This window comes from Enterococcus rotai, assembly GCF_001465345.1.
GTDB lineage: Bacteria > Bacillota > Bacilli > Lactobacillales > Enterococcaceae > Enterococcus_L > Enterococcus_L rotai.
This window is the reverse complement of sequence record NZ_CP013655.1, coordinates 3,459,306-3,480,826: the sequence shown is the minus strand read 5'-3', so window position 1 is coordinate 3,480,826 and position 21,521 is coordinate 3,459,306. Positions and strand designations below refer to the sequence as shown.

Sequence of the window (21,521 nt, the reverse complement as noted above, 5' to 3'; positions counted from 1 at the left end):
TTTGCGAAATGGAGATTAGTATAGTGGACTTATTAACGTATGCGTATTTTATTAAAAATAATGATGAAGAAAAGATAAAGGAATTTAATAGGCGAATGATGATTGATTTAAAATTACATGAGATTAAATCTGTAGAATCATTAATTGATACTTTAAGTTTAAGTTACACCGAAGAATGGATATCATGGGTTACAGAGGGGTTTCTTTTAAGTTATAAGATACCGCAGATTGGTGAAGAATTTGATTTATTGAAAATGGGTAGTAACTACCATATAAATATTGAATTGAAATCAGATTTGGATTTGGATAAGATGAAAAAACAACTAATAAGAAAAATGAGCTATCTTTCAGCTTTAGATGTGGAAAGTTACTGTATCTCTTTTTCTTCCGAACAAAATAGATTTTTTCAATTGAATCAAGACTTCTTATTGGAAGAGATAAGTGTCGAAAAACTAGCTGAAATTATTAACAAACAAGAGTATGAAAAGTTAACTTTAGAGAATATTGATGCATTTTTTGAGCCAAGTAATTATCTAATTTCTCCTTTTAATACAGTAGATAAATTTATCAATGACGAATACTTTTTGACAAATCATCAAGAAAAAATAAAGAAAGAAATACTAAAAAAAATAGAAATGGATGAATATTTCTTTATGTTAGAAGGAGGAGCAGGAACAGGAAAAACTTTACTTTTATATGACATTATTAAAAACATGTCAGAAAATGAGTTAGTTTTGCATGTAGGTAATTTGAATGATGGTCACCTAAAATTAAGGAATGAATATGGTTTTAATATACATCCTGTGTATAAACTTAACGAAAATATAAATGAAAATATCAATATTATATTTGTTGATGAAAGTCAAAGAATTAGAGAGAAGCAATTGAAACAGATAGTTCACTATTGTACATTAAATAAAGTACCATGTATATTCTCTTTGGACAAGGAACAATGTTTGCATAATAGTGAGATAGAATATGATGTGAAAAGTAAGCTGGAATCCATAACAAACAAAGGAAACAAATTTAAACTTACTGAAAAAATTAGGTCAAATGAAGAATTAGCAAATTTTATTAAATTATTTTTAAAAACTCCTATCAATCAAACAAAAAATCTCTCGAAAGATGATGTCAATTCATGTTTTGAAACTTTTTTGGATTTGAATATTGATTTTAGTTCGGATGATTTAGCTAACTTTATCAAAACTGTAAATAGAATAGCAAAAAATTATGATGGTAAAATTAGTGAGAAATCTTTTTCGAAAGATTTTGTGAAATTTATCAATTCTTTACGTCAAGAAATTAATATTTCAGTGCCGAATAGATATAATAATATAGAAATAAAGTATTTTTCAAATATGGATAATGCCAAAAAATATGTTTCATTCAAATCAAAAAATGGTTTTAAACCTTTAACATATGCAACTAGTCAATATGGGAAAGAACCATTAGATAGATTAGTGACAGATGATGAAACACCACATAAAGTTATTGGACAAGAGTTTGAAAATGTAATAGTTATATTAGATAAAAATTTTGGATACAAACCTAATTCTAACGGAAAATATGAAGTTTTTACTGGAACTAGCAATTCATACTATCATTCAGTTAAAATGTTTTTCCAGAATATTACTAGGTCAAGAAAAAAAATATCAATAGTTATTGTAGACAATATGGAACTATTCAATATAGGGACGAGTATTTTAGAAAGATTTTAGGCCAATATTTTTGTCCATAATAAATAAAAGAGTTGCTTTTTAAGGATGGTCAGTCAGAGGGGGGCTTAGTTAAACAAACCTTGCAATTGTATTAACGGCATTTAAATATAGTAAGTTAATGGTCAAATTAAGTGGTCAGTTTAAAATAGAGGACAGAGGAGGGAGTGATGATGGGCAGAATAGCATATATGAGAGTAAGTAGTGATGATTTAAGTATAAAAAATCAAAGACAAGTTTTAGAAAAGTATAACATAGAAAAATATTTTGAAGATGATGCAGTTAGTGGTAAAAGTTTGGATGGAAGAAATGGTCTAAAAGAATTGTTAAAGTATGTTCGAGAAGGTGATTTTATTTATGTTGTAGCATTAGACCGTTTAGCAAGAAATCAAGTAGACCAAGAACGTATTTCAGCGGAATTGAGTATAAAGGGAGCAGTTGTTGTTCCTTTAGATTTGTTAGATATGTTAGGTTTAAAAGAAGTTCCAACTGAAGGTGTTCTAAAAATGGTATGGGATGTGATTAATGTTGTAACAAGGTACAAAGCTGAACAAGAAAGAAAAGATATGTTAAGAAGGCAATCTGAAGGAATCAAAAGAGCTAAGAAAGAAGGAAAATATAAAGGAACGTTACCTAGATACAGGTCTGATACAAAAAATAGAAAAGACAAAAATACATATTTTGAAGTACTAAAACGGTTAGAGAATAACCAACCAATGTTAAAAATAGCAGAAGAATTAGGTATAAGTAGGAATACTGTCAAAAAAATAAGACTAAGGGCAAAAATATAATTGATTAATTTGTATAAGCAATTAGTTTCAAGTGTAATAAAAAGAATTATAGATATAAAGTAGGGTGAGAATGTAAATAACTTTAGGATTTAACTTAATTTTTATAGAAAAAATTGCTATACTGAAACTGAGGTGATTGAAATGAATCAAGTGAATCTAGTAAAAGTTTTTATAGCTTCTCCTGGGGATGTTTTACAGCAAAGAGATGAAATAGAGAAACTAATACATTATTGGAATAATGAACATACTGACCAGACTAATACCATATTAATGCCTATTAGATGGGAAAAAAACTCTCATTCAGAGTACAGAGAAAATGCTTCAGGTCAAACAATTATTAATCGTCAAATAGTTTCAGATAGTGATTTGATGATTGCTCTGTTTGGTTACACACTTGGAACACCTATAAATAACAGTAGGTCAGGTACTGTGAACGAAATTGATTATTTTTCTAAAAAGACGAATGCTCGAATTGGAATTTTTTTCTTAGATACAGAATTTATTCCAAAAATCAATAGTGAAACTATTAAAAATGTAGAAGCATATCAAAGAGAACTCGAAGAAAATAATAAAGGTCTATATGCTAAATATAGCCCAGATAATATAAGACAATTTTTGACAAAAGAAGTTAATAGATTATTAGATAATGATGTCTGTGAAGAACCATTGATATCTCAATTAAAAGAACCATTAAATTTAGAAACTTCTAAATTGTTTGATGAAATGGATTTTGATGATGATGAACGACTACTATTGATATTCTCAATGGAAGAGGCGGTTCGAACATTTACACTATCAAATCATACAATACATCGTATTATTGATTGGGAGAATAAAAATAATTTAGAAAAATATCTTAGTGAAAGATATTATGATACTTTAGATAAATTAGAAGAGGTTGGAATATTAAAAGCAGATATAAATGAAGAAGTAGGTCAGATAATTTCATATAGTATTGAACGAAATCAAAGGATTGAAATTAAGAAAGTTCTTAAGGAAAATGTAGCGAAAGTCAATGGAATTAAGTTAAAGAAAAAGAGACCACCAATAATAGATTTTAAAGATGATTCTTTACCTTTCTAGAAATCTCATAATAAAAAGTTTATTTGAACTTGTATATCCAATATATATTGAAACTAAGGGGAAAGATATTGATATATTCATAGCACAAGTTAAATGTGTTACGAAAGAAATTGATTAGTTTGAGACTTGAACTCTAAATAGTGAGAAGTGGGTCTCTACAAAGACCCACTTCTGTTGTTAAATTACCTGAAATGGAACAAATGTATAATTTAAAAATAAAAAATATTAAAAATTCACAATACTATAGCATAAGCAGAGAAGCATTGTGTACTTACATCAAAAAATATGAACGAGAAAAGGTAGTAATATCTCTAGAAAAGAAAGAAGGTTGAGAAGTGAAAAGGTTTAATGAAATTGAGTTGCCGGTTTTAGTTCCAAATGAATTACTTGATGATTATCACGATTATATGAATGAAGATTTAAGGAATGTTTTGCGAGCTACCACGATAAGACGATATCTAGAAGGTATTGTTAACCTTTTTTTTAAGGATAAATTAAAAGAAGAATACAATTTATCAAATGCAATGTGGGGTAGAGATAAGTTAGATAAAAATATTAATGCCATAAGAGATTATTATGATGAAGAAATTGGTAATAAACTTCATAAGGTAAGAGTGATTGGTAATAAAGGTACGCATTTTGGTAAAGTAGAACCGACTATGGAAGAAATTAAACAAGCTATTAATATAATAACTAACATTTTTGAAGATATGATAATTAACTATTTCAAGAAGAATCCTTTTGAGGGGTTACCGTTGCACATTTTAAGCTATCTTCCTCCGCATAACAGAATCAAGATTTTAACTGAAATTTGGAAAGCAACTCCAATCGGAACAGTTGCTGATTTAATAATCATTGATAAATTATCGATGGCGTATTTGAAGAATTTAGAACCTGAAAGAGCATTTAACTTTATAATTGTTTTATATGAGAATAGTACGATAACGAAAGAATTTGCTATACAACAGTTAGAAAAATTAAAGCTACTAAATTCTAATCTTCCGCAATTTAATATCTCGAAAAATGTAGTTGATACAGCGAAGGTGTTTAAAGATTTAATTGAAGAAAAAGAATTGAAAGAATATTCTGAATTCGAAAAAATATTTTTTATTTTAATAAAAGGCTATATATCAAATACACAAGAAGAAAGTGATGAAGGATGAAAAAATGGGAAGTAGCAAGATATATGATAGACGCTAAAAAGAGTGTGGATAGCATTATGTTCATTAATATAAACCATTCTGAACTTCAACACATCGATTTAAGAAAGAAAATCAATGATTTAAGAGATGATTTTTATATTAAATGTGCTATTGTTATAGATAAAACTTTTACTAATCGTAAAGAAAGAAGCAATTTGAAAAATAAAGATGAAATTCTTGAAAAGATATTTAAGGAGAGAGATAAAAATTCTGCTCACAAAGATGAAGACTATATCCCGAAAGAATATAGTTCAATGAGTGATATAATTGCCGATATGCAAAATGAAGTAATTCAAGTCAGGAAAATATGTGCTAATAATTTACCTGATGTTCTTTCATTGGACTTTGTTCCATATGATAGAGAATTATTTAGGTCAATCCACCGAATTACAAAGAAAGAAGAAGATGCTATAGTAGAGAAAAAGATAGCAATAAATCAATTAATATTTAAAGATGAAATTGATTTTGATAATGAAGCTACTGGCAGTAACTTCATGAAAATCTTCTCTGATACTGAAGATTTAAAGTTGATTGATGAGAATGTTAAATCTGATTACGTTGTTATCTTTGAGAATGGATTAACCCTTTATGAAGGTATTCAAAATAGACAAGATTCATGTATTAAGCTTAATGTATTGCACAATACCGACATTTGGGTAACTATTAATAAGAAAAATTTAGATGAGATAATGGAATTAAAAGAAATTGGATTTTTGAATGAGTTTGATGCGCCTGATTTCGATTTATTTTTAGATGGAAATTATGAGGAAAAGATGGATGAAATAATTTGTAGCTTTATGAAAAGGAAAAATCCTAGAAGAGGACTTGCTCTTTAGAGTTATTTTGAAACATACAACAATTATTGAGATACATGTTGTATATAGAAAATGATTTAAAAAGTAATACTGTAAATTTAGAATAAAAATGTCATAGTTATGATGTTAAAAGTAGAAATTCAACATGCTTTTAACATTTTTTTGTGTACAAATTTTATGCTTTAAAAAGCTGATAAAAACAGGCTTGAGGAATTACTAAGATGATGGTTAAATTTTCAATGTAAGTTAAAATTGAGTTTGATTTGTTACTAGTATCTTTGTATATAATAAGTCGTATTGTATATAACAACAAGAAGAAATATACACAGAAAAAAGAAAAGATAAAATGATAAAGAAAGACTTGAACAATAAAAAAAACGAGTTATACTAGTGATGCTCAGATGAATAAGATAACAAATTTCACTAAATTAAATATAATACATAATTACTTTTTTCATTGGAAAGTAAAAATTTAAAAGAAAGGAATTAATAAAAATACCATGTACAAAAAAATTAATTAGGAGGAAATAAAATGAATAGTGAAATTTTAAAAGAACAAATGGTGGTATTAGGAATGTGTATTTATGGTGCGAAGAATTTTGTAGGTATGGACATGGATTACAAAGAGTATGATAAAGGTAGTAATTTTCTTGAATATACTGGTGGAAGCTTATCAGTAGCGCTTAATTCTGTTGATTTAGATGAGTATGATGAAAAGTATTGGGTAGACTCTTTACTTGAGGGAATCCGTATTTTATTGAGTTTAGAAGATGTGTTTGCAGATACTGAATGTTTATTAATTTCTGTATCTTCTATACCTTCAGATATTCTAGAAGGTTTATCATTTTATCCAAAAGATACTGTGGCAGAAATTATTAAAGAAGAAATTAAAGATGAACGTTTTAAAAACATAAGAATAGATTTTATATAAAATAACACAAGTAGAAAATCTACTTGTGCATACATAGAACATTTTAAAATAGATAAAAGTGTCAATAGTTGTGATGTGAAAAAAGTTAATATCTTTATAAAATATTAAAGTAAAATAGTTAGCGTGCCGAGAAAAGAAAGAATGTTCATTTAAAATGGATGTATTAGTAGAAATAGGTAATTCACTAAATAGAGGTAGTGATTTTGTGTAGGTACAATTATCCTTTAGACTCTCTTTTAATTTTTTACATAGAAACAATTGAGTTTTAGAATGTAAGAAAATCTATTATTAAATTTATCCTTCAAAAGGAAATGCAGTATGAGGCATATTGTCTCTAAAACCGTTTAAGCGCTTTAAACTACGAATAACTTGTTCTTCTTCATACTCAAAGGCAATATACTTTCTATTTAAATCTTCTGCTACCATTGCTGTTGTACCAGAACCAGAGTAGATATCTAGGATTAAATCATTGGGTTTAGTAAACCTTTTAACCAAATCTGCCCACAAAGAGATGGGTTTAGGTGATACATGTTTGGCATTATCGTAAAAGATAGTTTTAGAATTGTATGGTGAGGTTGCATAGTATTGATTATCCGAGTTTAGATTATCATCCCAATATTGTGGGATTTGCGAAATTTTCTTCGGGTTAGAAATGGTCATATTGTTAGCAATCAAAGCATATTCTGACCAATCTAATGTATTAATTTGTTGATTAGGATTCGTTTTTTTCCATTCTAGATATGTAGTATACCATCTTGAATTTGGCTGAGATTGCTCTTTAGAAAGTGCGGAAAGCTTCCATTCTTCTGCAGTAAAATTATCTTGAGATAAAACATTGTTAATGGTATCTAGATTATGTTTTCTATTAAATATAATCAAGGTACCGTCTTTTTTTAATTTAGGAAGAAGAACAGTAGTCATATTAATAAAATAAGCCTCTACTGCTTTTAAGTATTCTTTTTTTGCTTGTGTTTTGTTTAAAATACCAGATTCTATCTTTCCAATAGTAGCAGCATCTAATAAACTTTTAGAAGAATCCCATTCTTTTCCTTTAAACCCTCCTGAACCATTCAGAAAGTAAGGTGGGTCAGTTAATAATAAATCAATAGAGTGGTCATCAACTTGATTTATTAGTTCAAAAGAATCTCCTTTTGTAATCGTATTCAATATTTTATTCATAGTATTTTCTCTTTTCTGATATACTTAATAGTAAGATTATATCATAGGAGAAACGTATGGATAAATTAAATGTGAGAGCAAAACAAATTACTGCTGATTTGATAAAAATTTGTTCTAAAGTAGAGTTTGATGAAAAAGTTGTGAACTTAAATAATGCTATTCAAATTTTAGAAGCTCGAATAGAGTTGAGGTTTGAGGAAATAGAGGATGAACAAGAAGCAATAGAGCTAGTAAAAATCTGGATAAACAGTGAAAAATCTGTTCAAGAAAATTGGGATGTTGCCTTCCTATTGTCTAGATACCGAGTAGAAGATACTTCTATAATGCAAGAATTAGCCTATAAATATTTAGGTCTAGACACTTCGGATAAGAATTTATTATATGAGATATTTGGTTTAATACCAATTAGGTATGCCGACTATGAAGTAAGAAGACGGTTATTAAGGTATTATCGCAAAGCATATACAACAAGAACCTTTTTCAAAAAAGATAGTCAAACTATTAAAGTAGACAATGTGCAAGAGGAAGTGACTAAAACAGAGTATCTATTATTATTAAGACAAGACTTACAGCATTTGGAAGATAAATTTAGAGTTCCTCTTGCTCATCAAGTTGATGAAAAGGAAATTGATAAAGTATGGGAAGGCTATCTAAATTATCTTAGTATCACTTACTATGTTTTACTGATGACTGAAACAGAAGAACGTTTACTTATTATTTTGGAAAATTTAAGTGGTATACCTTATAATTCATTGGGGATGGAAGAATTTGGTAAACAATTAAAGGAATTTAATCATGAACTTTATCAAAAATATTCGGTTACAGCTTATCATTTGTATCTATTTTATGTTATTCAACTCCTTTCAAAATTTGATAGTAATAAAAATTACTATATATTATCGGCAATAAATCAAGCAAATCAATGGATGGAAGAATATGAATTAATTGAAAATAAGCTCAGTCATTTATCTAATAAACAAGCAAAAGAATTAGACTGTTTAACTATTTTCTTTCCAGAAAAGGTAGCAAACTTTTTAAAGTTGAAAGAGGTAGATTCAAAAAGATATGAACTAACTGTGTTGTTCAAAGCAGCATTATCAAAAAGTTCTTCTAGTTCCACAAAACTTAGAAGGGCAGTTGGAGTGCTGAAAAGGAATGAACATTTAAAAAGTAAAAAAGAATCTACAAAGAATGCGGGTGAAAAAATCCATAAAGAGTTACTTAAAGGTAATTCAATTAAAGGAATTGCAGATAAATTAGGTATTAAGAGAGAAACAGTATACAAACGGTTGTATGCTTACTATTACAAAATCTATGCCAAAGAAGAAAAAAAAGTAGAAAATATCCATTTGAATCAAGATGAAATCCAAAAATTATTGTGTGAGACTCATCAAATCCGAATGAATCACTTAACAGGTGCCATAAAAAGATTTGGGAAATCAAATTAGGAAGTGAAAAAGTGTCCATACTTATGACGTTAAAATATCCTGAAATTAGGTGTTTTAACGTCTTTTTTGTATACAGGAATTAAATTAGATAGGGAAATGATAAAACGATGTGGAAGCATTACGATTATGATGGTGTAATGTATTTATCTTAATCAATAAAGGAAATTATTCAATCCGATAACAAGATGATAAAAATCAGTGGAATGATTACGATTAAGATTATAAGATGAGTTTACAAATAAAAAGAAAGGAGTATTCAATGGGAAATAATGGGTTAATGGTTATATTAAGTGATGAGCAACAAAAACAAATAATAAAAGAGTTAGCAATTGAATTGAAAGATTTAAATATGAAATCAATTAAAGAAGCAAGTAAATTTCAATATGTAACAAAAACTCAATTAGCAGAACTATTAAATGTATCGGAAAACACTATTATGCGTATGCGAGAGCAAGGAATGCCATATTTTAGTTTTGGTAAAGTAGTTCGTTATAATTTAATTGAAGTACAAGAATGGATGAGAAACTATAATAAGTAAAATTAGAGAGGTAAACTAGAGAAAAAAACAAAAATAAGAGAGGGAAAAAGTTACATGTCGGTATCGAAATATAAGGTAAAGAAAGGCTTTCGATGGAAATTTGTAATTACAATCAGAGAGCCAATAACAAAAAAAAGAAGAGATATTTGTAGAGGAGGGTTTCGGACGAAGAGTGATGCTAGGTTAGCAGAGGCAAGATATAGGGATGAAATGGAAGATATTGTAAAAATCAAATTTAATTATGATTCTACAGTAGATGATGTTTTCGATTACTGGATTGAGTTAACCAGAAAAAAAGATGTGAAATTACAATCAATTATGGGGTATGAAACGAGATATAAAACAGGTTTTAAAGATAAATTAGGAAATAAAAAAATAAGAACTATCAATTCAGCAGTCATACAAGAATTGATTGATGAATTAACACCGAAATATACTAATATGAATAACCATTTAAGTATGATTAAATCAATTTTTGAGTTGGCAAAAGATGCAGGAATAATTAGGTTAAACCCTGTAAATATTGTGGTTGTACAAAAATCAAAATTAAAAGCTAAGAAAAAAGAGGAGGAAAAGTATTTGACAGCAAAAGAATTAAACGAATTTTTTAAAGGATTTGAAGAGCAAACAAAATTAAAGAAGGGTAGCGATAGCCGAGTAGCGCAATACAAAGCATTATTTAGTTTATTAGCAATGACGGGAATTAGAATAGGAGAAGCATTAGCATTAAACTGGTCAGATATCGATTTTAACAAAAAGACATTAACAATTAATAAAACACAAGTAGAATTAAAAAGAAAAGTGACTGTTTCAACACCTAAAACTGCAGATTCTAATAGAGTAATACCAATTACTTCAGATTATTTACTAGAGTTATTAAAAGAATGGAAAGTGGCACAGAAAAAAACAGAAGAAAAATTTAACCGTGAAAATAGTGAGTATTCAGGTGTGGTTTTTTACAATATCGCACAAGAAAGAAGATACATTAACAGTACAATAAATTACAAATTAGAAGTGTTGTGTGAATCAATGGGAAGAGAAAAATTTACTGCACATGCCTTTCGACACACGTTTATTACACTACTAACAGAATATGAAACAACCAAAAATAAACTAAGTAAATATGTAGGTCATGTCAAAAAAGATAAGAGTATGACAGATAGTTACACCCATACAAGTCCTAATTATATAGTAGAAATAGCTAACAAAGCAGATGAGATAATTGTTCCACTGATTAAAGTGGGATGATTATTTTTACAGTCCTTGTAAAAAAAGGAGCAGGTATGACTGCAGATATAGAAATTTTTAGGTAAGTGAAAACCCTTGATACATAAGCCTTAAATTTACCACTGTAAAAAACTTCGGTTTTATAGTAAAATACGAGAGGAACTAAACGAGAGGTGACGACGAAGTAATGGCACAATTATTTTTTAAATATGGCGCAATGAACAGTGGGAAAACCATTGAGATCTTAAAAGTAGCACATAACTATGAAGAACAGGACAAACCTGTTGTGATTATGACAAGCGGACTTGATACTAGAGATGGCGTTGGTGTCGTTTCAAGTCGTATCGGACTTAGAAGAGAAGCAATCCCGATTTTTAAAGAAACAAACGTTTATCAATTGATCCAAGAGCTAGATTATAAACCCTATTGTATTTTGGTTGATGAATCTCAATTTTTAGGAAAACAACATGTGATCGAATTTGCTCGCGTGGTGGATGAATTGAATATTCCAGTCATGGCGTTTGGCTTGAAAAATGATTTTCGGAATGAACTATTTGAAGGCTCAAAATATTTGATGCTGTATGCAGACAAACTAGAAGAGCTAAAAACGATTTGCTGGTTCTGCCACAAGAAAGCGACAATGAATTTACACTATATCGATGGGCAACCAGTTTATGAGGGGACGCAAGTGCAAATCGGCGGTAATGAAGCCTATTATCCCGTATGCCGTAATCACTATTTCCATCCACCGATCGATGGTGAACAAGTAACAAACAATGAATAAAGTAAAAAATGAAAAATAAAATAGACTTATTACTTAACTAAAAAAGGAGCAACTAACTATGTACGATCAGTTACAATCAATTGAAGATCGCTATGAAGAGCTGGGCGAATTATTAAGCGATCCAGAAGTGATCAGTGATACGAAACGCTTTATGCAATTATCAAAAGAAGAAGCAAACACTCGTGAAACTGTCGATGTTTATCGCCGTTACAAACAAGTCGTCGAAGGGATCAGCGATACAGAAGAACTATTAGGTGAAAAACTAGATGCTGAGATGGCTGAAATGGCGAAAGAAGAACTTTCAGAACTAAAAAAAGAAAAAGAAGTGTTAGAAGAGCGTATTAAAATATTACTATTGCCGACAGATCCAAATGATGACAAAAACATCATCATGGAAATCCGTGGTGCCGCAGGTGGCGATGAAGCAGCTTTATTTGCCGGTGACTTATTCGGTATGTATCAAAAGTATGCAGAATCCCAAGGTTGGAAGACAGATGTTATGGAGGCCAATATTACGGGGATTGGTGGCTATAAAGAAGTCATCATGATGATTTCTGGAGACAATGTCTTCTCTAAATTAAAATACGAAAGTGGCGCACACCGAGTTCAACGAGTTCCTTCAACAGAATCCCAAGGTCGTATTCACACGTCTACTGCAACGGTTGTTGTATTACCAGAAGCGGAAGAAGTAGAATTAGATCTTGCTGACAAAGATATCCGTACTGATATTTACCATGCCAGTGGTGCTGGTGGTCAGCATGTCAATAAAACCGCTTCTGCTGTACGTTTGACTCACATTCCAACAGGGATTGCGGTTGCAATGCAAGATGAACGTTCTCAAATCAAAAACCGTGAGAAAGCGATGAAAATTTTACGTGCCAGAGTCTATGACCAAATGCAACAAGAAGCGCAAAGCGAATATGATGCAAATCGTAAATCTGCTGTAGGAACTGGAGACCGTTCAGAACGAATCCGTACCTATAACTTCCCGCAAAATCGTGTGACGGATCACCGTATTGGGTTAACGATTCAAAAACTAGATCAAATTTTAGCTGGGAAATTAGATGAAATCGTCGATGCTTTAGTTTTATACGATCAAACATCAAAATTAGAAGAGATGCAAAATGGGTAACCGTTATTTTGAAGTCCTTGAACGGGCTTCTTCTTTTTTAGAAAAACAAGGGATAGAAGGATACAGTATTCTATTTGTCTTTCTTGAAAGAAAAGGCTGGACTAAAACGGACTGGTTACTTCATTTAAAAGAAGAAATCTCACCAGAAGAGGAACAGCAAATTACGGAAGATTTAAAGCAACTTGGGCAGAATTATCCGCCACAATATTTGTTAGGCTATAGCGATTTTTTTGAGCATCGGTTTTTAGTGAATGAGCATACCTTGATTCCTAGACCTGAAACAGAAGAACTAGTTGATCGTTGTCTAAAGGAAAATCTAAATCAGCCGTTAACTGTTGTGGATGTTGGAACTGGAACGGGCGCAATTGGAATCAGTTTAAAATTAGCTCGACCTGATTGGCAGGTAATAGCAATCGATATTTCTGAGGAAGCACTAAAAATAGCAGAACAAAATGCGACACGTTTGGGAGCTACGATTGATTTTATTCATGGTGATGGACTAAAACCAATCAAAGCGACCAAAATCGATATCTTGATCTCAAACCCTCCCTATATCAGTAATGCCGAATGGGATTTGATGGATAAAAGTGTCCGCACCTTTGAACCAAAAACGGCATTGTTTGCGGAAAACGACGGTTTAGCGATTTATCAACAATTAGCTGAGGAAGCAAAAGAGCGGCTAAATCCAAATGGTAAGATCTATCTAGAAATCGGTTTTCAGCAAGGGCAAGCTGTTAAACAGTTATTTCAGCAAGCCTTTGCGCACAAACAAGTAGAAATTGCCCAAGACTTATCTGGTAATAATCGAATGATCATCGTTTCATAAAAAGAGGAGGGATCAGCAAGTGAAAACAAAACAATTTACAGCAGATGAACTTGAGCAAGCAGCAACACTCATTCGCCAAGGTGAATTGATCGCTTTTCCCACTGAAACAGTCTATGGACTGGGTGCAAATGCATTGAATGAAGCTGCGGTGAAGCAAGTATATGCGGTTAAAGGACGTCCTAGTGATAATCCACTGATCGTTCACGTAAGTGATTTTGAAATGGTCAAACAATATGTAGCAGATTTCCCAGAGCAGACTGAAGCATTAGTAGATACTTTTTGGCCGGGGCCATTGACGTTGATTTTTAATGTAAAACCAAATGCTTTTTCCACCACTGTAACTGGTGGGTTGAAGACCGTTGCTTTTCGGATGCCTAATAATGCTGAAACATTGAAGTTGATCAAAATCTCTGGAGTGCCGTTAGTTGGACCCAGCGCTAATACTTCTGGCAAACCTAGTCCGACGACAGCTCAGCATGTTTATCACGATCTTCAAGGGAAAATAGCTGGTATCGTCGACGATGGTCCAACACAAATCGGTGTGGAGTCAACGGTGTTAGATTTAACCGCGAAAGATGGTATTCCAGTAATATTGAGACCAGGTGCAATCACGAAAGAACGTTTAGAACAAGTGATTGGTCAGGTAATGATCGATCAGCATTTAATTAGTGAAAAAGAAACACCTAAAGCGCCCGGAATGAAGTATAAGCATTATTCTCCAGATGTACCCGTGTGGATCGTAGACGGTGATCAGAAGGTGTTTAAAAAGGCCATCACTTGGGCTAAAAATAACAATCAGCGAATCGGGTTATTTGCAGATGAGCAAATAACAGCAACATTTTCGGCTGAAGTTGAGGCAGTCTTTTCTTTTGGCGAGCATTCAGTTGAACAGGCGACTAAATTGTTGTTTGCTGGACTTAGAAGTTTAGACGAACAAGCGATAGATGTGATTTTTGCTCAAGCTTTTCCTGAATCAGAGTTGGGAATTGCCTATATGAACCGCTTAAAAAAGGCAGCAAATCAAAATATTTTAAAAAATGATTCGATTTTCAAGTAGAGCGCATTTAATTATGATACAATCGATACAAACAAATGAAATGGAGGCTTGTTTAATGGATTATAAAACATTTGATCCTGATTTATGGGATGCAATTGCGAAAGAGAACGATCGTCAAGAAAACAATTTGGAGCTGATTGCTTCAGAAAACGTGGTTTCTAAAGGTGTTATGGCGGCTCAAGGCAGTATTTTAACAAATAAGTATGCAGAAGGATACCCAGGTAAACGTTACTATGGTGGTTGCGAATTTATCGATATCGTTGAAGATCTAGCAATTGATCGTGCGAAAGAATTATTTGGTGCTAAATTTGCCAATGTACAGCCTCATTCAGGTTCGCAAGCAAATACAGCAGCTTATCTTTCATTAATTGAACCAGGAGATACCGTTTTAGGAATGGATTTGTCTGCGGGAGGACATTTAACTCATGGTTCACCAGTCAATTTTAGTGGTAAAACCTATAATTTTGTTAGTTATGGTGTGGATCCAACAACTGAAGTGATCGATTATAATGTTGTACGTATTTTGGCTCGTGAACATCAACCAAAATTAATCGTAGCAGGAGCTAGTGCGTATTCTCGCACAATCGATTTCGAAAAATTCCGTGAAATCGCAGATGAAGTTGGCGCTAAATTAATGGTAGATATGGCTCATATTGCTGGTCTTGTAGCTGCTGGTCTACATCCTAATCCAGTACCATATGCTGATATCACGACATCTACGACACATAAAACATTACGTGGACCACGTGGCGGTCTTATTTTAACAAATGACGAAGATCTAGCGAAAAAAATCAATAGCAATATATTCCCTGGTATTCAGGGCGGACCATTAGAACATGTAATTGCAGGTAAAGCAGTTGCGTTTAAAGAAGCATTAGACATTACGTTTAAAGAATACAGTGAACAAGTTATTGAAAATGCCAAAGCGATGACAAAGGTTTTCAATCAAACACCAGAGGCTCGTTTAGTCAGTGGTTCTACTGATAATCATTTATTATTGATCGATGTGAGTGGTTTTGGGTTGAATGGTAAAGAAGCAGAAGCGATTTTAGATAGTGTCAATATCACGGCCAATAAAAATTCAATTCCATTTGAACAACTTAGTCCATTCAAAACAAGTGGGATCCGTCTTGGAACACCTGCAATCACAACGCGAGGATTTAAAGAAGATGATTGTGTAGAAGTAGCGAAATTGATCGTGAAAGTCTTAAATGACCACGAAAATGAAGCAACTTTAACAGAAGTTCGGACAGCTGTTAGCGAGTTAACAAAAAAATATCCACTTTATAACTAAAAGTTTCGAGTGATTGACTAGTCAATCGCTCGATTTTGTTTTACAATAGGAAGGAATAAATTATTGAAGGAGAATGAGCATGGGAAAATTCCAAGTTATTGATCATCCACTGATCCAACACAAATTAACAATCATTAGAGATAAGGATTGTGGAACAAAGGTTTTTCGTGAAGTTGTTAATGAGATCGCAATGCTTATGGCATATGAAGTTTCAAGAGATATGCCTTTAGAAGATGTTGTTATCGAGACACCGATCTGTAAAACAACACAAAAAACATTATCTGGTAAAAAGGTTGCAATCGTACCGATTTTACGCGCAGGTATTGGAATGGTAGATGGTATTTTGGAATTGATTCCAGCAGCAAAAGTTGGACATATCGGTTTGTACCGTGATCATGATACATTAGAGCCTGTAGAGTACTTTGTAAAAATGCCTGAAGATATCGATGCACGTCAATTATTCGTAGTTGATCCAATGTTAGCAACTGGAGGGTCAGCAATCATGGCGATTGATGCATTGAAAGCGCGCGGCGGCAGCAATATTAAATTTGTTTGTCTAGTAGCCGCTCCTGAAGGGATCAAAGCCTTACAAGAAGCACATCCAGATATTGATATCTATACTGCAGCGTTAGATGAGTATTTGGATAAAGATGGTTATATCGTTCCTGGTTTGGGCGATGCTGGTGACCGTTTATTTGGAACTAAGTAATAGCAAAAGAACGGATAAAAACATCTTCATGTTTTTATCCGTTCTTTCTTTTAAAACAAAAAATCCATCCAGTAATTATGGATGGAAAAATCTATACTTTTTTAAGTTTTTTGTAATTGATGACGATCACACCATTACTTTTAACCATTAAATCGGTGTTATCAGAATTCTCATCAATTTCCACTACAGCAGAATTATTTAACTGTTTTGTGATAATTCCCGTTTGTGGCTGACCATGCATCAAGAAAGTGACCTGAGTATCAACAGTGAATAAATCCCCTTCTGCAGAAGGCTCAACAGGACGATTAAAGTTACCGAAATTAGACATTCAAAAAAACTTCCTTTCTTAACTTATTTCATTATACCATAAATGAAGAAAAATTTCAGAAAACTAATTTTATTTTAAAAAAAGGAACCGTTTTGCCTTTACAAAAGGTAGGTTTAGTCTTATAATTTTGAATGTATTGCCAGCTTAGCTCAGTTGGTAGAGCAATGCACTCGTAACGCATAGGTCACAGGTTCGATCCCTGCAGCTGGCATAATGATAAGGCCCGCCCCATCAATGTTTTAGCCGTTGATGGGGTGGGCTTTTTTATTTTGTCTCTAAATATAGCTAAAAAATAAGTCGTTTTTGAAAATGCTCTAATTTTTTATTCTACGAAAATAAAAAAACACCTTAGACCGTAATGCTGTGTTACGATTCTTTTGGTAAAAAAACGTGGATGAGGGATAAATGATGAAAAAATTGTACTACTATACAGGACTTTTATTTTTAGGATTTTTGCTGCTAGTTTCACCATCTGTTTTTGCTCAAGGAAATACTTCTAGTTCAGCAATCAAAACGTCAGATGATGGAACCGACTATGTTATTGTAGGAAAAGCTTTTCACGATATTTTCTCTGAACCAACGATGATCGATTTAAATCAAAATAAGACGGTCTACTTTCAACAAGAAATAATTGTAAATCAAGGTACGATGTCAAAATATTTAGCAAAATTTATTAACCAGGATGCGACAGGGAATTTTTGGTTTCAATTTACGTCGTACCCTACCGTTACAAAGGGAAATGCCAAGCTAACCTATACAACGGATGGAATTAATTTTAGCGAAGCACTTCCCGAATTAAGTAATTTACTAGGATACAAAATGGAGCTTACTCAAAATATCGTTCATCCAGAAGATGAGACTAATTGGGATGCAGATTTGCTTATATCGTTTACTATGGCGCCAAGGAAAGCAACGATTCTAGAAAATGGTGCTTTAGGTCAGGACATCGTCCCTTTTAGTGGTGGTTATGACTCGGGAGGCTATGGCACATATTATGATTGGAGATTTGGTAGAGGCGTGAACTTTACGAACACTCCGATCCCAGCTGAAGCTGTCGAAGTTGTTTATGAAGACGAAAATGGAATGGAAATTCATGATTCCCAAATAATCGAAGGGAATATTGATGAGGAGTACGATGCAGGGACAGAACAATATAAAGTAGAAATTCCTGGCTATACACTAAATCAAGATAAATTGCCTCAAAATATTATTGGTCATTTTACCGATCAAAAACAAGTCGTAACCTATGTATATAGTAAGGATCCAGTAAAAGCGGCAGACGTGACTGTTAACTATCAAGATACAACCGGTCATAAGTTAACAGAGGATATTGTCTTGTCAGGAATGCTTGGAGAGCAATATAGCACGGAACAAAAAGAAGTTGATGGGTATGTTTTTCAAGAAGTACAAGGAAATAAAAATGGATTGTTTACAGAAGAACCTCAAACAGTCAGCTATATCTACACCAAAACAGCCCCCAAAAAATCAACTATTACTGTAAAATACGAAGATAGCACTGGGAATAAGTTAGCGGATGATATCTTGGAATCAGGAATAATTGGAGAAGTTTATAACACCGAGCAAAAAGAAATTGTTGGCTATACTTTTAAAGAGGTAATTGGACGTCCCAAGGGTGTATTTATGGATGAGAACCAAATTATTACGTATATTTACGAGAAAAATGTAATACGAAATTCCAGTAATAAGACTAGTAATAGTTATAAACTAACGATACCAACATCTACACCCACACTTCCAAGGACAGGAGAGAATGATCGGAATTCAGCTAATTTAGCTGTAATCGGAAGTCTATTAGCTGGATTTGTTGTTACAGTTTTGTTAAGGTCCAATAGAAAGAAATGGCAAGAATAATAAAGTCTTAGTTAGAGCACAGGGATTATTCAACATTTCTTCTTCAAGATACGCGTAATTTTTGTATATTTACAAAAAAGAGCCTAAACTGGTTATATAACTAAGTATATAGGAGGAATGCATCATGTCAGAAAAAATTGATAAAATCACTAAATTAGCTAATGAAGCAAAAAAAGAAGTTGAACGTTTAGAAGACAAACGTCAAGAAAATCTTGGAAACTCGATCAATTATATTGAAAATGAATTGCAGATCCAACGTTTATATGCACAAGTTGAAGCGTATGAAAAAGTATTAGATGTTGTAAAATAATTCTATTCTTATAATGATGTAATTTACAAATATGGTTTCAAGACCAATAGACTAAACAAAACGATTTAAGTTTTGTTTAGTCTATTTTTGTTATTGAGATTCAATAATATTTGGTGTTTTATTAACTCAACATTTTCAATTATTAACGTCATCATAAAGAATAAATTTTCTTCGGTTGATTAAATCAGTAGCACCTAAAAATTCATTCGTTTTTTCATAACGAAATGTGATGTAAGGAATCTGTTCTTTATTTGGGTATAACGTACTGGCAGTTTTGTCTTGAACTAGAAAACCAATCGTATCCATATATTTTTTCTTCACATTATTACGTTCATACTTTACATCTAAGGGGACTGTTACTAGTAAACTTCGGTAACTATGATATTTTTTATCAATATTGATAATCATATCTTCAGACAACGCAACGATTTCTTCTAAAAGAGCGGGCATTGCACTGTTGATTTCTTCTTCTACTAACTTATCTTCTTCCTGTTTAGCAACAAATTTACTATAATCAACTTTAATCTGATATTGAATCTTTTCTTTTTCTTTGTAGGATGAAAATGATACATCAGTTGTAGGTTCTTTGCCATCTATAAAAATATTTCTCCAAATAAATGTCCCATCTTTATCTATTTTGAGAACACCTCGTGTTCCTTGTGTACGAACACCATTTTTATTTTGGAAGATATTAGCAGAAAAACTGCTATATTTGGCTTTTCCTGTAATCTGAAATTGGCCATTTTCATCAGATTCAATTGTATCTGTATCAAGTGTAATCCAAGGTTCGTCTGAGTTTCGCGCTTCGTTTTCAGTATTGGTCTGTTTCTCACAGCCACTAAGCGATAAAAGAAACAAACTAATTACTAACAAATAAATCTTCTTCAATCCTATTCATCTCCCTTTAAATTTTATTATATAGTTTTGTAGTGCATCAAAGCAATATGTAATTAAATGAACATAGAAAAGTTTGTTGAAAGGATACACTTAAACTTGTACTTTAAAGTTTTTCCAAAATCATCAAGACTATACTTTCTTTTCTCCCTATAGAAAGTTATAATAAAAAGCGTATGATTTAAGGAAAAGGGATGACGAATGAATAAAAATAAACTAATGCGAAATTTAGATAATAGAATTGATTATGGTGTGATTTTACCTGTGTTCCTTCTATCGATTATCGGGATCTTGTCACTTTATGTGGCCTTAAGTAATGATCCGATGCGACCAGAGATAGGCAACATGTTGATGAAACAAGGGCTATGGTACTTAGTTGGTGGCGTCAGCATTGTTGTGGTCATGAATTTTAGTTCAAAATTACTATGGCGCTTGACTCCGATTTTTTATGCGATTGGTTTGATCATGATGGGGTTATTATTAAAATTTTATGATCCTTATCTAGAATCACAAACTGGATCTAAAAACTGGATCAGTATCGGTGGGACGACTTTTCAACCTTCAGAGCTGATGAAAGTAGCATTTATTTTAATGTTAGCTTATGTTGTGACCATGCATAATGTGAAAAATGTCAATCGAACGTTAAAATCGGACTTTTGGCTGATCGGTAAAATGTTGCTGGTGACGTTGCCAGTCATTGTTTTGATTTTACTACAAGATGATTTTGGAACGATGTTGGTTTTCCTTGCCATTTTCGGTGGTGTCTTCTTGATGTCAGGAATATCGTGGAAGATTATCTTACCGACTTTTTTAGCGGCTATTTTAATCGGTGCAGGAACGATTTATCTTGTTACAACAACAACAGGGCGTGAGTTTCTTTATTCAGTTGGGTTTAAACCCTATCAGTTTGATCGGATTGATCTCTGGATGAAACCTTTCCACCATGATCCTGATCGTTCACAACAACCGGCATTGGCATTGACGGCAATCGGTTCTGGCGGATTATTTGGTAAAGGTTTTAATGTCAGTGATGTTTATGTGCCAGTTAGAGAGTCAGATATGATTTTCACTGTTGTCGGTGAGAACTTTGGTTTCATTGGCGGCTGTTTTATTATTTTGCTATACTTTATCTTGATCTACCGCATGATTCGTGTTTGTTTTGAGACAAATAATGAATTTTATGCCTACATTGCAACAGGGATTATCATGATGATTTTGTTCCATGTATTTGAAAATATTGGTGCAAATATTGGGCTATTGCCTTTAACAGGGATTCCATTACCATTTATTAGTCAAGGTGGTTCCTCGATTTTAGGGAATATGCTAGGCGTAGGGTTGATCATGTCGATGAAATATCAAAAAGAAGCAACGATCGAAGACTATTAA

General features: G+C 32.2%; 21 protein-coding genes and 1 tRNA gene. 19 read left to right on the top strand and 3 right to left on the bottom strand.

The features are described from left to right. Nucleotides 1-23 precede the first annotated feature (23 nt). The 6 genes from ATZ35_RS15540 to ATZ35_RS15515 all read left to right on the top strand — a co-directional run bounded on the left by ATZ35_RS15540 (nucleotide 24) and on the right by ATZ35_RS15515 (nucleotide 6,537). Nucleotides 24-1,718 (top strand): DNA/RNA helicase domain-containing protein, encoded by a 1,695-nt coding sequence (locus ATZ35_RS15540; protein WP_208928034.1) that lies wholly within the window; start codon nucleotides 24-26, stop codon nucleotides 1,716-1,718. Between the two features lie 167 nt (nucleotides 1,719-1,885). Continuing rightward, nucleotides 1,886-2,506: a recombinase family protein gene (locus tag ATZ35_RS15535; RefSeq protein WP_208928033.1), complete on the top strand. Its 621-nt coding sequence runs from the start codon at nucleotides 1,886-1,888 to the stop codon at nucleotides 2,504-2,506. 141 nt (nucleotides 2,507-2,647) lie between these two features. Then, nucleotides 2,648-3,589 carry a DUF4062 domain-containing protein gene (locus ATZ35_RS15530; RefSeq protein ID WP_208928032.1) on the top strand — a complete coding sequence of 314 codons (942 nt, stop codon included), beginning with the start codon at nucleotides 2,648-2,650 and terminating at the stop codon, nucleotides 3,587-3,589. 335 nt (nucleotides 3,590-3,924) lie between these two features. Continuing rightward, nucleotides 3,925-4,752 (top strand): DUF4145 domain-containing protein, encoded by an 828-nt coding sequence (locus ATZ35_RS15525; RefSeq protein ID WP_208928031.1) that lies wholly within the window; start codon nucleotides 3,925-3,927, stop codon nucleotides 4,750-4,752. Next, on the top strand, nucleotides 4,749-5,627 hold the full coding sequence (locus ATZ35_RS15520; protein WP_208928030.1) for a hypothetical protein: 879 nt from the start codon (nucleotides 4,749-4,751) through the stop codon (nucleotides 5,625-5,627). The genes ATZ35_RS15525 and ATZ35_RS15520 overlap by 4 nt, the downstream gene beginning before the upstream one ends. A gap of 511 nt (nucleotides 5,628-6,138) precedes the next feature. After that, nucleotides 6,139-6,537 carry a hypothetical protein gene (locus ATZ35_RS15515; RefSeq protein WP_208928029.1) on the top strand — a complete coding sequence of 133 codons (399 nt, stop codon included), beginning with the start codon at nucleotides 6,139-6,141 and terminating at the stop codon, nucleotides 6,535-6,537. Between the two features lie 294 nt (nucleotides 6,538-6,831). Here the strand turns inward: ATZ35_RS15515 and ATZ35_RS15510 are convergent, their stop codons facing one another. Next, entirely contained in the window at nucleotides 6,832-7,716 is an 885-nt protein-coding gene (locus tag ATZ35_RS15510) for a DNA-methyltransferase (protein ID WP_208928028.1), read from the bottom strand. Between the two features lie 56 nt (nucleotides 7,717-7,772). Between ATZ35_RS15510 and ATZ35_RS15505 the strand changes: the two genes are divergently transcribed. From ATZ35_RS15505 to upp, 9 genes are all read left to right on the top strand, one after another. Continuing rightward, nucleotides 7,773-9,164 (top strand): hypothetical protein, encoded by a 1,392-nt coding sequence (locus tag ATZ35_RS15505; protein ID WP_208928027.1) that lies wholly within the window; start codon nucleotides 7,773-7,775, stop codon nucleotides 9,162-9,164. 259 nt (nucleotides 9,165-9,423) lie between these two features. Then, nucleotides 9,424-9,702 carry a helix-turn-helix domain-containing protein gene (locus tag ATZ35_RS15500; RefSeq protein ID WP_208928026.1) on the top strand — a complete coding sequence of 93 codons (279 nt, stop codon included), beginning with the start codon at nucleotides 9,424-9,426 and terminating at the stop codon, nucleotides 9,700-9,702. Between the two features lie 54 nt (nucleotides 9,703-9,756). Continuing rightward, on the top strand, nucleotides 9,757-10,950 hold the full coding sequence (locus tag ATZ35_RS15495) for a site-specific integrase (RefSeq protein WP_208928025.1): 1,194 nt from the start codon (nucleotides 9,757-9,759) through the stop codon (nucleotides 10,948-10,950). 166 nt (nucleotides 10,951-11,116) lie between these two features. Then, nucleotides 11,117-11,713, top strand: a complete 597-nt coding sequence (locus ATZ35_RS15490) for a thymidine kinase (RefSeq protein WP_208928024.1) — start codon at nucleotides 11,117-11,119, stop codon at nucleotides 11,711-11,713. A 58-nt stretch (nucleotides 11,714-11,771) separates the two neighbouring features. Then, a complete protein-coding gene (gene prfA, locus ATZ35_RS15485) occupies nucleotides 11,772-12,845 on the top strand; it encodes a peptide chain release factor 1 (protein WP_208928023.1) in 1,074 nt (357 codons plus the stop codon). Next, complete coding sequence (gene prmC, locus ATZ35_RS15480; RefSeq protein ID WP_208928022.1) at nucleotides 12,838-13,671, top strand: peptide chain release factor N(5)-glutamine methyltransferase; 834 nt, start codon at nucleotides 12,838-12,840, stop codon at nucleotides 13,669-13,671. The genes prfA and prmC overlap by 8 nt, the downstream gene beginning before the upstream one ends. Nucleotides 13,672-13,690: 19 nt before the next feature. Then, nucleotides 13,691-14,728: an L-threonylcarbamoyladenylate synthase gene (locus tag ATZ35_RS15475; protein ID WP_208928021.1), complete on the top strand. Its 1,038-nt coding sequence runs from the start codon at nucleotides 13,691-13,693 to the stop codon at nucleotides 14,726-14,728. A 55-nt stretch (nucleotides 14,729-14,783) separates the two neighbouring features. Continuing rightward, nucleotides 14,784-16,022 carry a serine hydroxymethyltransferase gene (gene glyA / locus ATZ35_RS15470; protein WP_208928020.1) on the top strand — a complete coding sequence of 413 codons (1,239 nt, stop codon included), beginning with the start codon at nucleotides 14,784-14,786 and terminating at the stop codon, nucleotides 16,020-16,022. Between the two features lie 79 nt (nucleotides 16,023-16,101). Further along, entirely contained in the window at nucleotides 16,102-16,731 is a 630-nt protein-coding gene (gene upp / locus ATZ35_RS15465; RefSeq protein WP_208928019.1) for a uracil phosphoribosyltransferase, read from the top strand. 91 nt (nucleotides 16,732-16,822) lie between these two features. Here the strand turns inward: upp and ATZ35_RS15460 are convergent, their stop codons facing one another. Next, nucleotides 16,823-17,059, bottom strand: coding sequence for a hypothetical protein (locus tag ATZ35_RS15460; RefSeq protein ID WP_010763354.1), 237 nt, complete (start codon nucleotides 17,057-17,059; stop codon nucleotides 16,823-16,825). A gap of 138 nt (nucleotides 17,060-17,197) precedes the next feature. Here ATZ35_RS15460 and ATZ35_RS15455 point away from each other — a divergent pair. The 3 genes from ATZ35_RS15455 to ATZ35_RS15445 all read left to right on the top strand — a co-directional run bounded on the left by ATZ35_RS15455 (nucleotide 17,198) and on the right by ATZ35_RS15445 (nucleotide 19,241). Beyond that, a tRNA-Thr gene (locus ATZ35_RS15455) sits at nucleotides 17,198-17,270 on the top strand. A 194-nt stretch (nucleotides 17,271-17,464) separates the two neighbouring features. Beyond that, nucleotides 17,465-18,931, top strand: coding sequence for a MucBP domain-containing protein (locus ATZ35_RS15450; RefSeq protein WP_244148180.1), 1,467 nt, complete (start codon nucleotides 17,465-17,467; stop codon nucleotides 18,929-18,931). 124 nt (nucleotides 18,932-19,055) lie between these two features. Then, nucleotides 19,056-19,241: a hypothetical protein gene (locus ATZ35_RS15445; RefSeq protein ID WP_208928018.1), complete on the top strand. Its 186-nt coding sequence runs from the start codon at nucleotides 19,056-19,058 to the stop codon at nucleotides 19,239-19,241. Between the two features lie 135 nt (nucleotides 19,242-19,376). Here the strand turns inward: ATZ35_RS15445 and ATZ35_RS15440 are convergent, their stop codons facing one another. After that, nucleotides 19,377-20,129, bottom strand: a complete 753-nt coding sequence (locus tag ATZ35_RS15440; protein WP_208928017.1) for a hypothetical protein — start codon at nucleotides 20,127-20,129, stop codon at nucleotides 19,377-19,379. A 207-nt stretch (nucleotides 20,130-20,336) separates the two neighbouring features. Here ATZ35_RS15440 and ATZ35_RS15435 point away from each other — a divergent pair, with 207 nt between their 5' ends. Beyond that, complete coding sequence (locus ATZ35_RS15435) at nucleotides 20,337-21,521, top strand: FtsW/RodA/SpoVE family cell cycle protein (RefSeq protein ID WP_208928016.1); 1,185 nt, start codon at nucleotides 20,337-20,339, stop codon at nucleotides 21,519-21,521.

Bases quoted from the DNA above. Each gene is read 5' to 3' on its own strand.
- ATZ35_RS15535 (WP_208928033.1), top strand. From the start codon at position 1,886: ATGATGGGCAGAATAGCATATATGAGAGTAAGTAGTGATGATTTAAGT.
- ATZ35_RS15530 (WP_208928032.1), top strand. From the start codon at position 2,648: ATGAATCAAGTGAATCTAGTAAAAGTTTTTATAGCTTCTCCTGGGGAT.
- ATZ35_RS15520 (WP_208928030.1), top strand. From the start codon at position 4,749: ATGAAAAAATGGGAAGTAGCAAGATATATGATAGACGCTAAAAAGAGT.
- ATZ35_RS15515 (WP_208928029.1), top strand. From the start codon at position 6,139: ATGAATAGTGAAATTTTAAAAGAACAAATGGTGGTATTAGGAATGTGT.
- ATZ35_RS15510 (WP_208928028.1), bottom strand. From the start codon at position 7,716: ATGAATAAAATATTGAATACGATTACAAAAGGAGATTCTTTTGAACTA.
- ATZ35_RS15505 (WP_208928027.1), top strand. From the start codon at position 7,773: ATGGATAAATTAAATGTGAGAGCAAAACAAATTACTGCTGATTTGATA.
- ATZ35_RS15500 (WP_208928026.1), top strand. From the start codon at position 9,424: ATGGGAAATAATGGGTTAATGGTTATATTAAGTGATGAGCAACAAAAA.
- ATZ35_RS15495 (WP_208928025.1), top strand. From the start codon at position 9,757: ATGTCGGTATCGAAATATAAGGTAAAGAAAGGCTTTCGATGGAAATTT.
- ATZ35_RS15490 (WP_208928024.1), top strand. From the start codon at position 11,117: ATGGCACAATTATTTTTTAAATATGGCGCAATGAACAGTGGGAAAACC.
- prfA (WP_208928023.1), top strand. From the start codon at position 11,772: ATGTACGATCAGTTACAATCAATTGAAGATCGCTATGAAGAGCTGGGC.
- prmC (WP_208928022.1), top strand. From the start codon at position 12,838: ATGGGTAACCGTTATTTTGAAGTCCTTGAACGGGCTTCTTCTTTTTTA.
- glyA (WP_208928020.1), top strand. From the start codon at position 14,784: ATGGATTATAAAACATTTGATCCTGATTTATGGGATGCAATTGCGAAA.
- upp (WP_208928019.1), top strand. From the start codon at position 16,102: ATGGGAAAATTCCAAGTTATTGATCATCCACTGATCCAACACAAATTA.
- ATZ35_RS15460 (WP_010763354.1), bottom strand. From the start codon at position 17,059: ATGTCTAATTTCGGTAACTTTAATCGTCCTGTTGAGCCTTCTGCAGAA.
- ATZ35_RS15450 (WP_244148180.1), top strand. From the start codon at position 17,465: ATGATGAAAAAATTGTACTACTATACAGGACTTTTATTTTTAGGATTT.
- ATZ35_RS15445 (WP_208928018.1), top strand. From the start codon at position 19,056: ATGTCAGAAAAAATTGATAAAATCACTAAATTAGCTAATGAAGCAAAA.
- ATZ35_RS15435 (WP_208928016.1), top strand. From the start codon at position 20,337: ATGAATAAAAATAAACTAATGCGAAATTTAGATAATAGAATTGATTAT.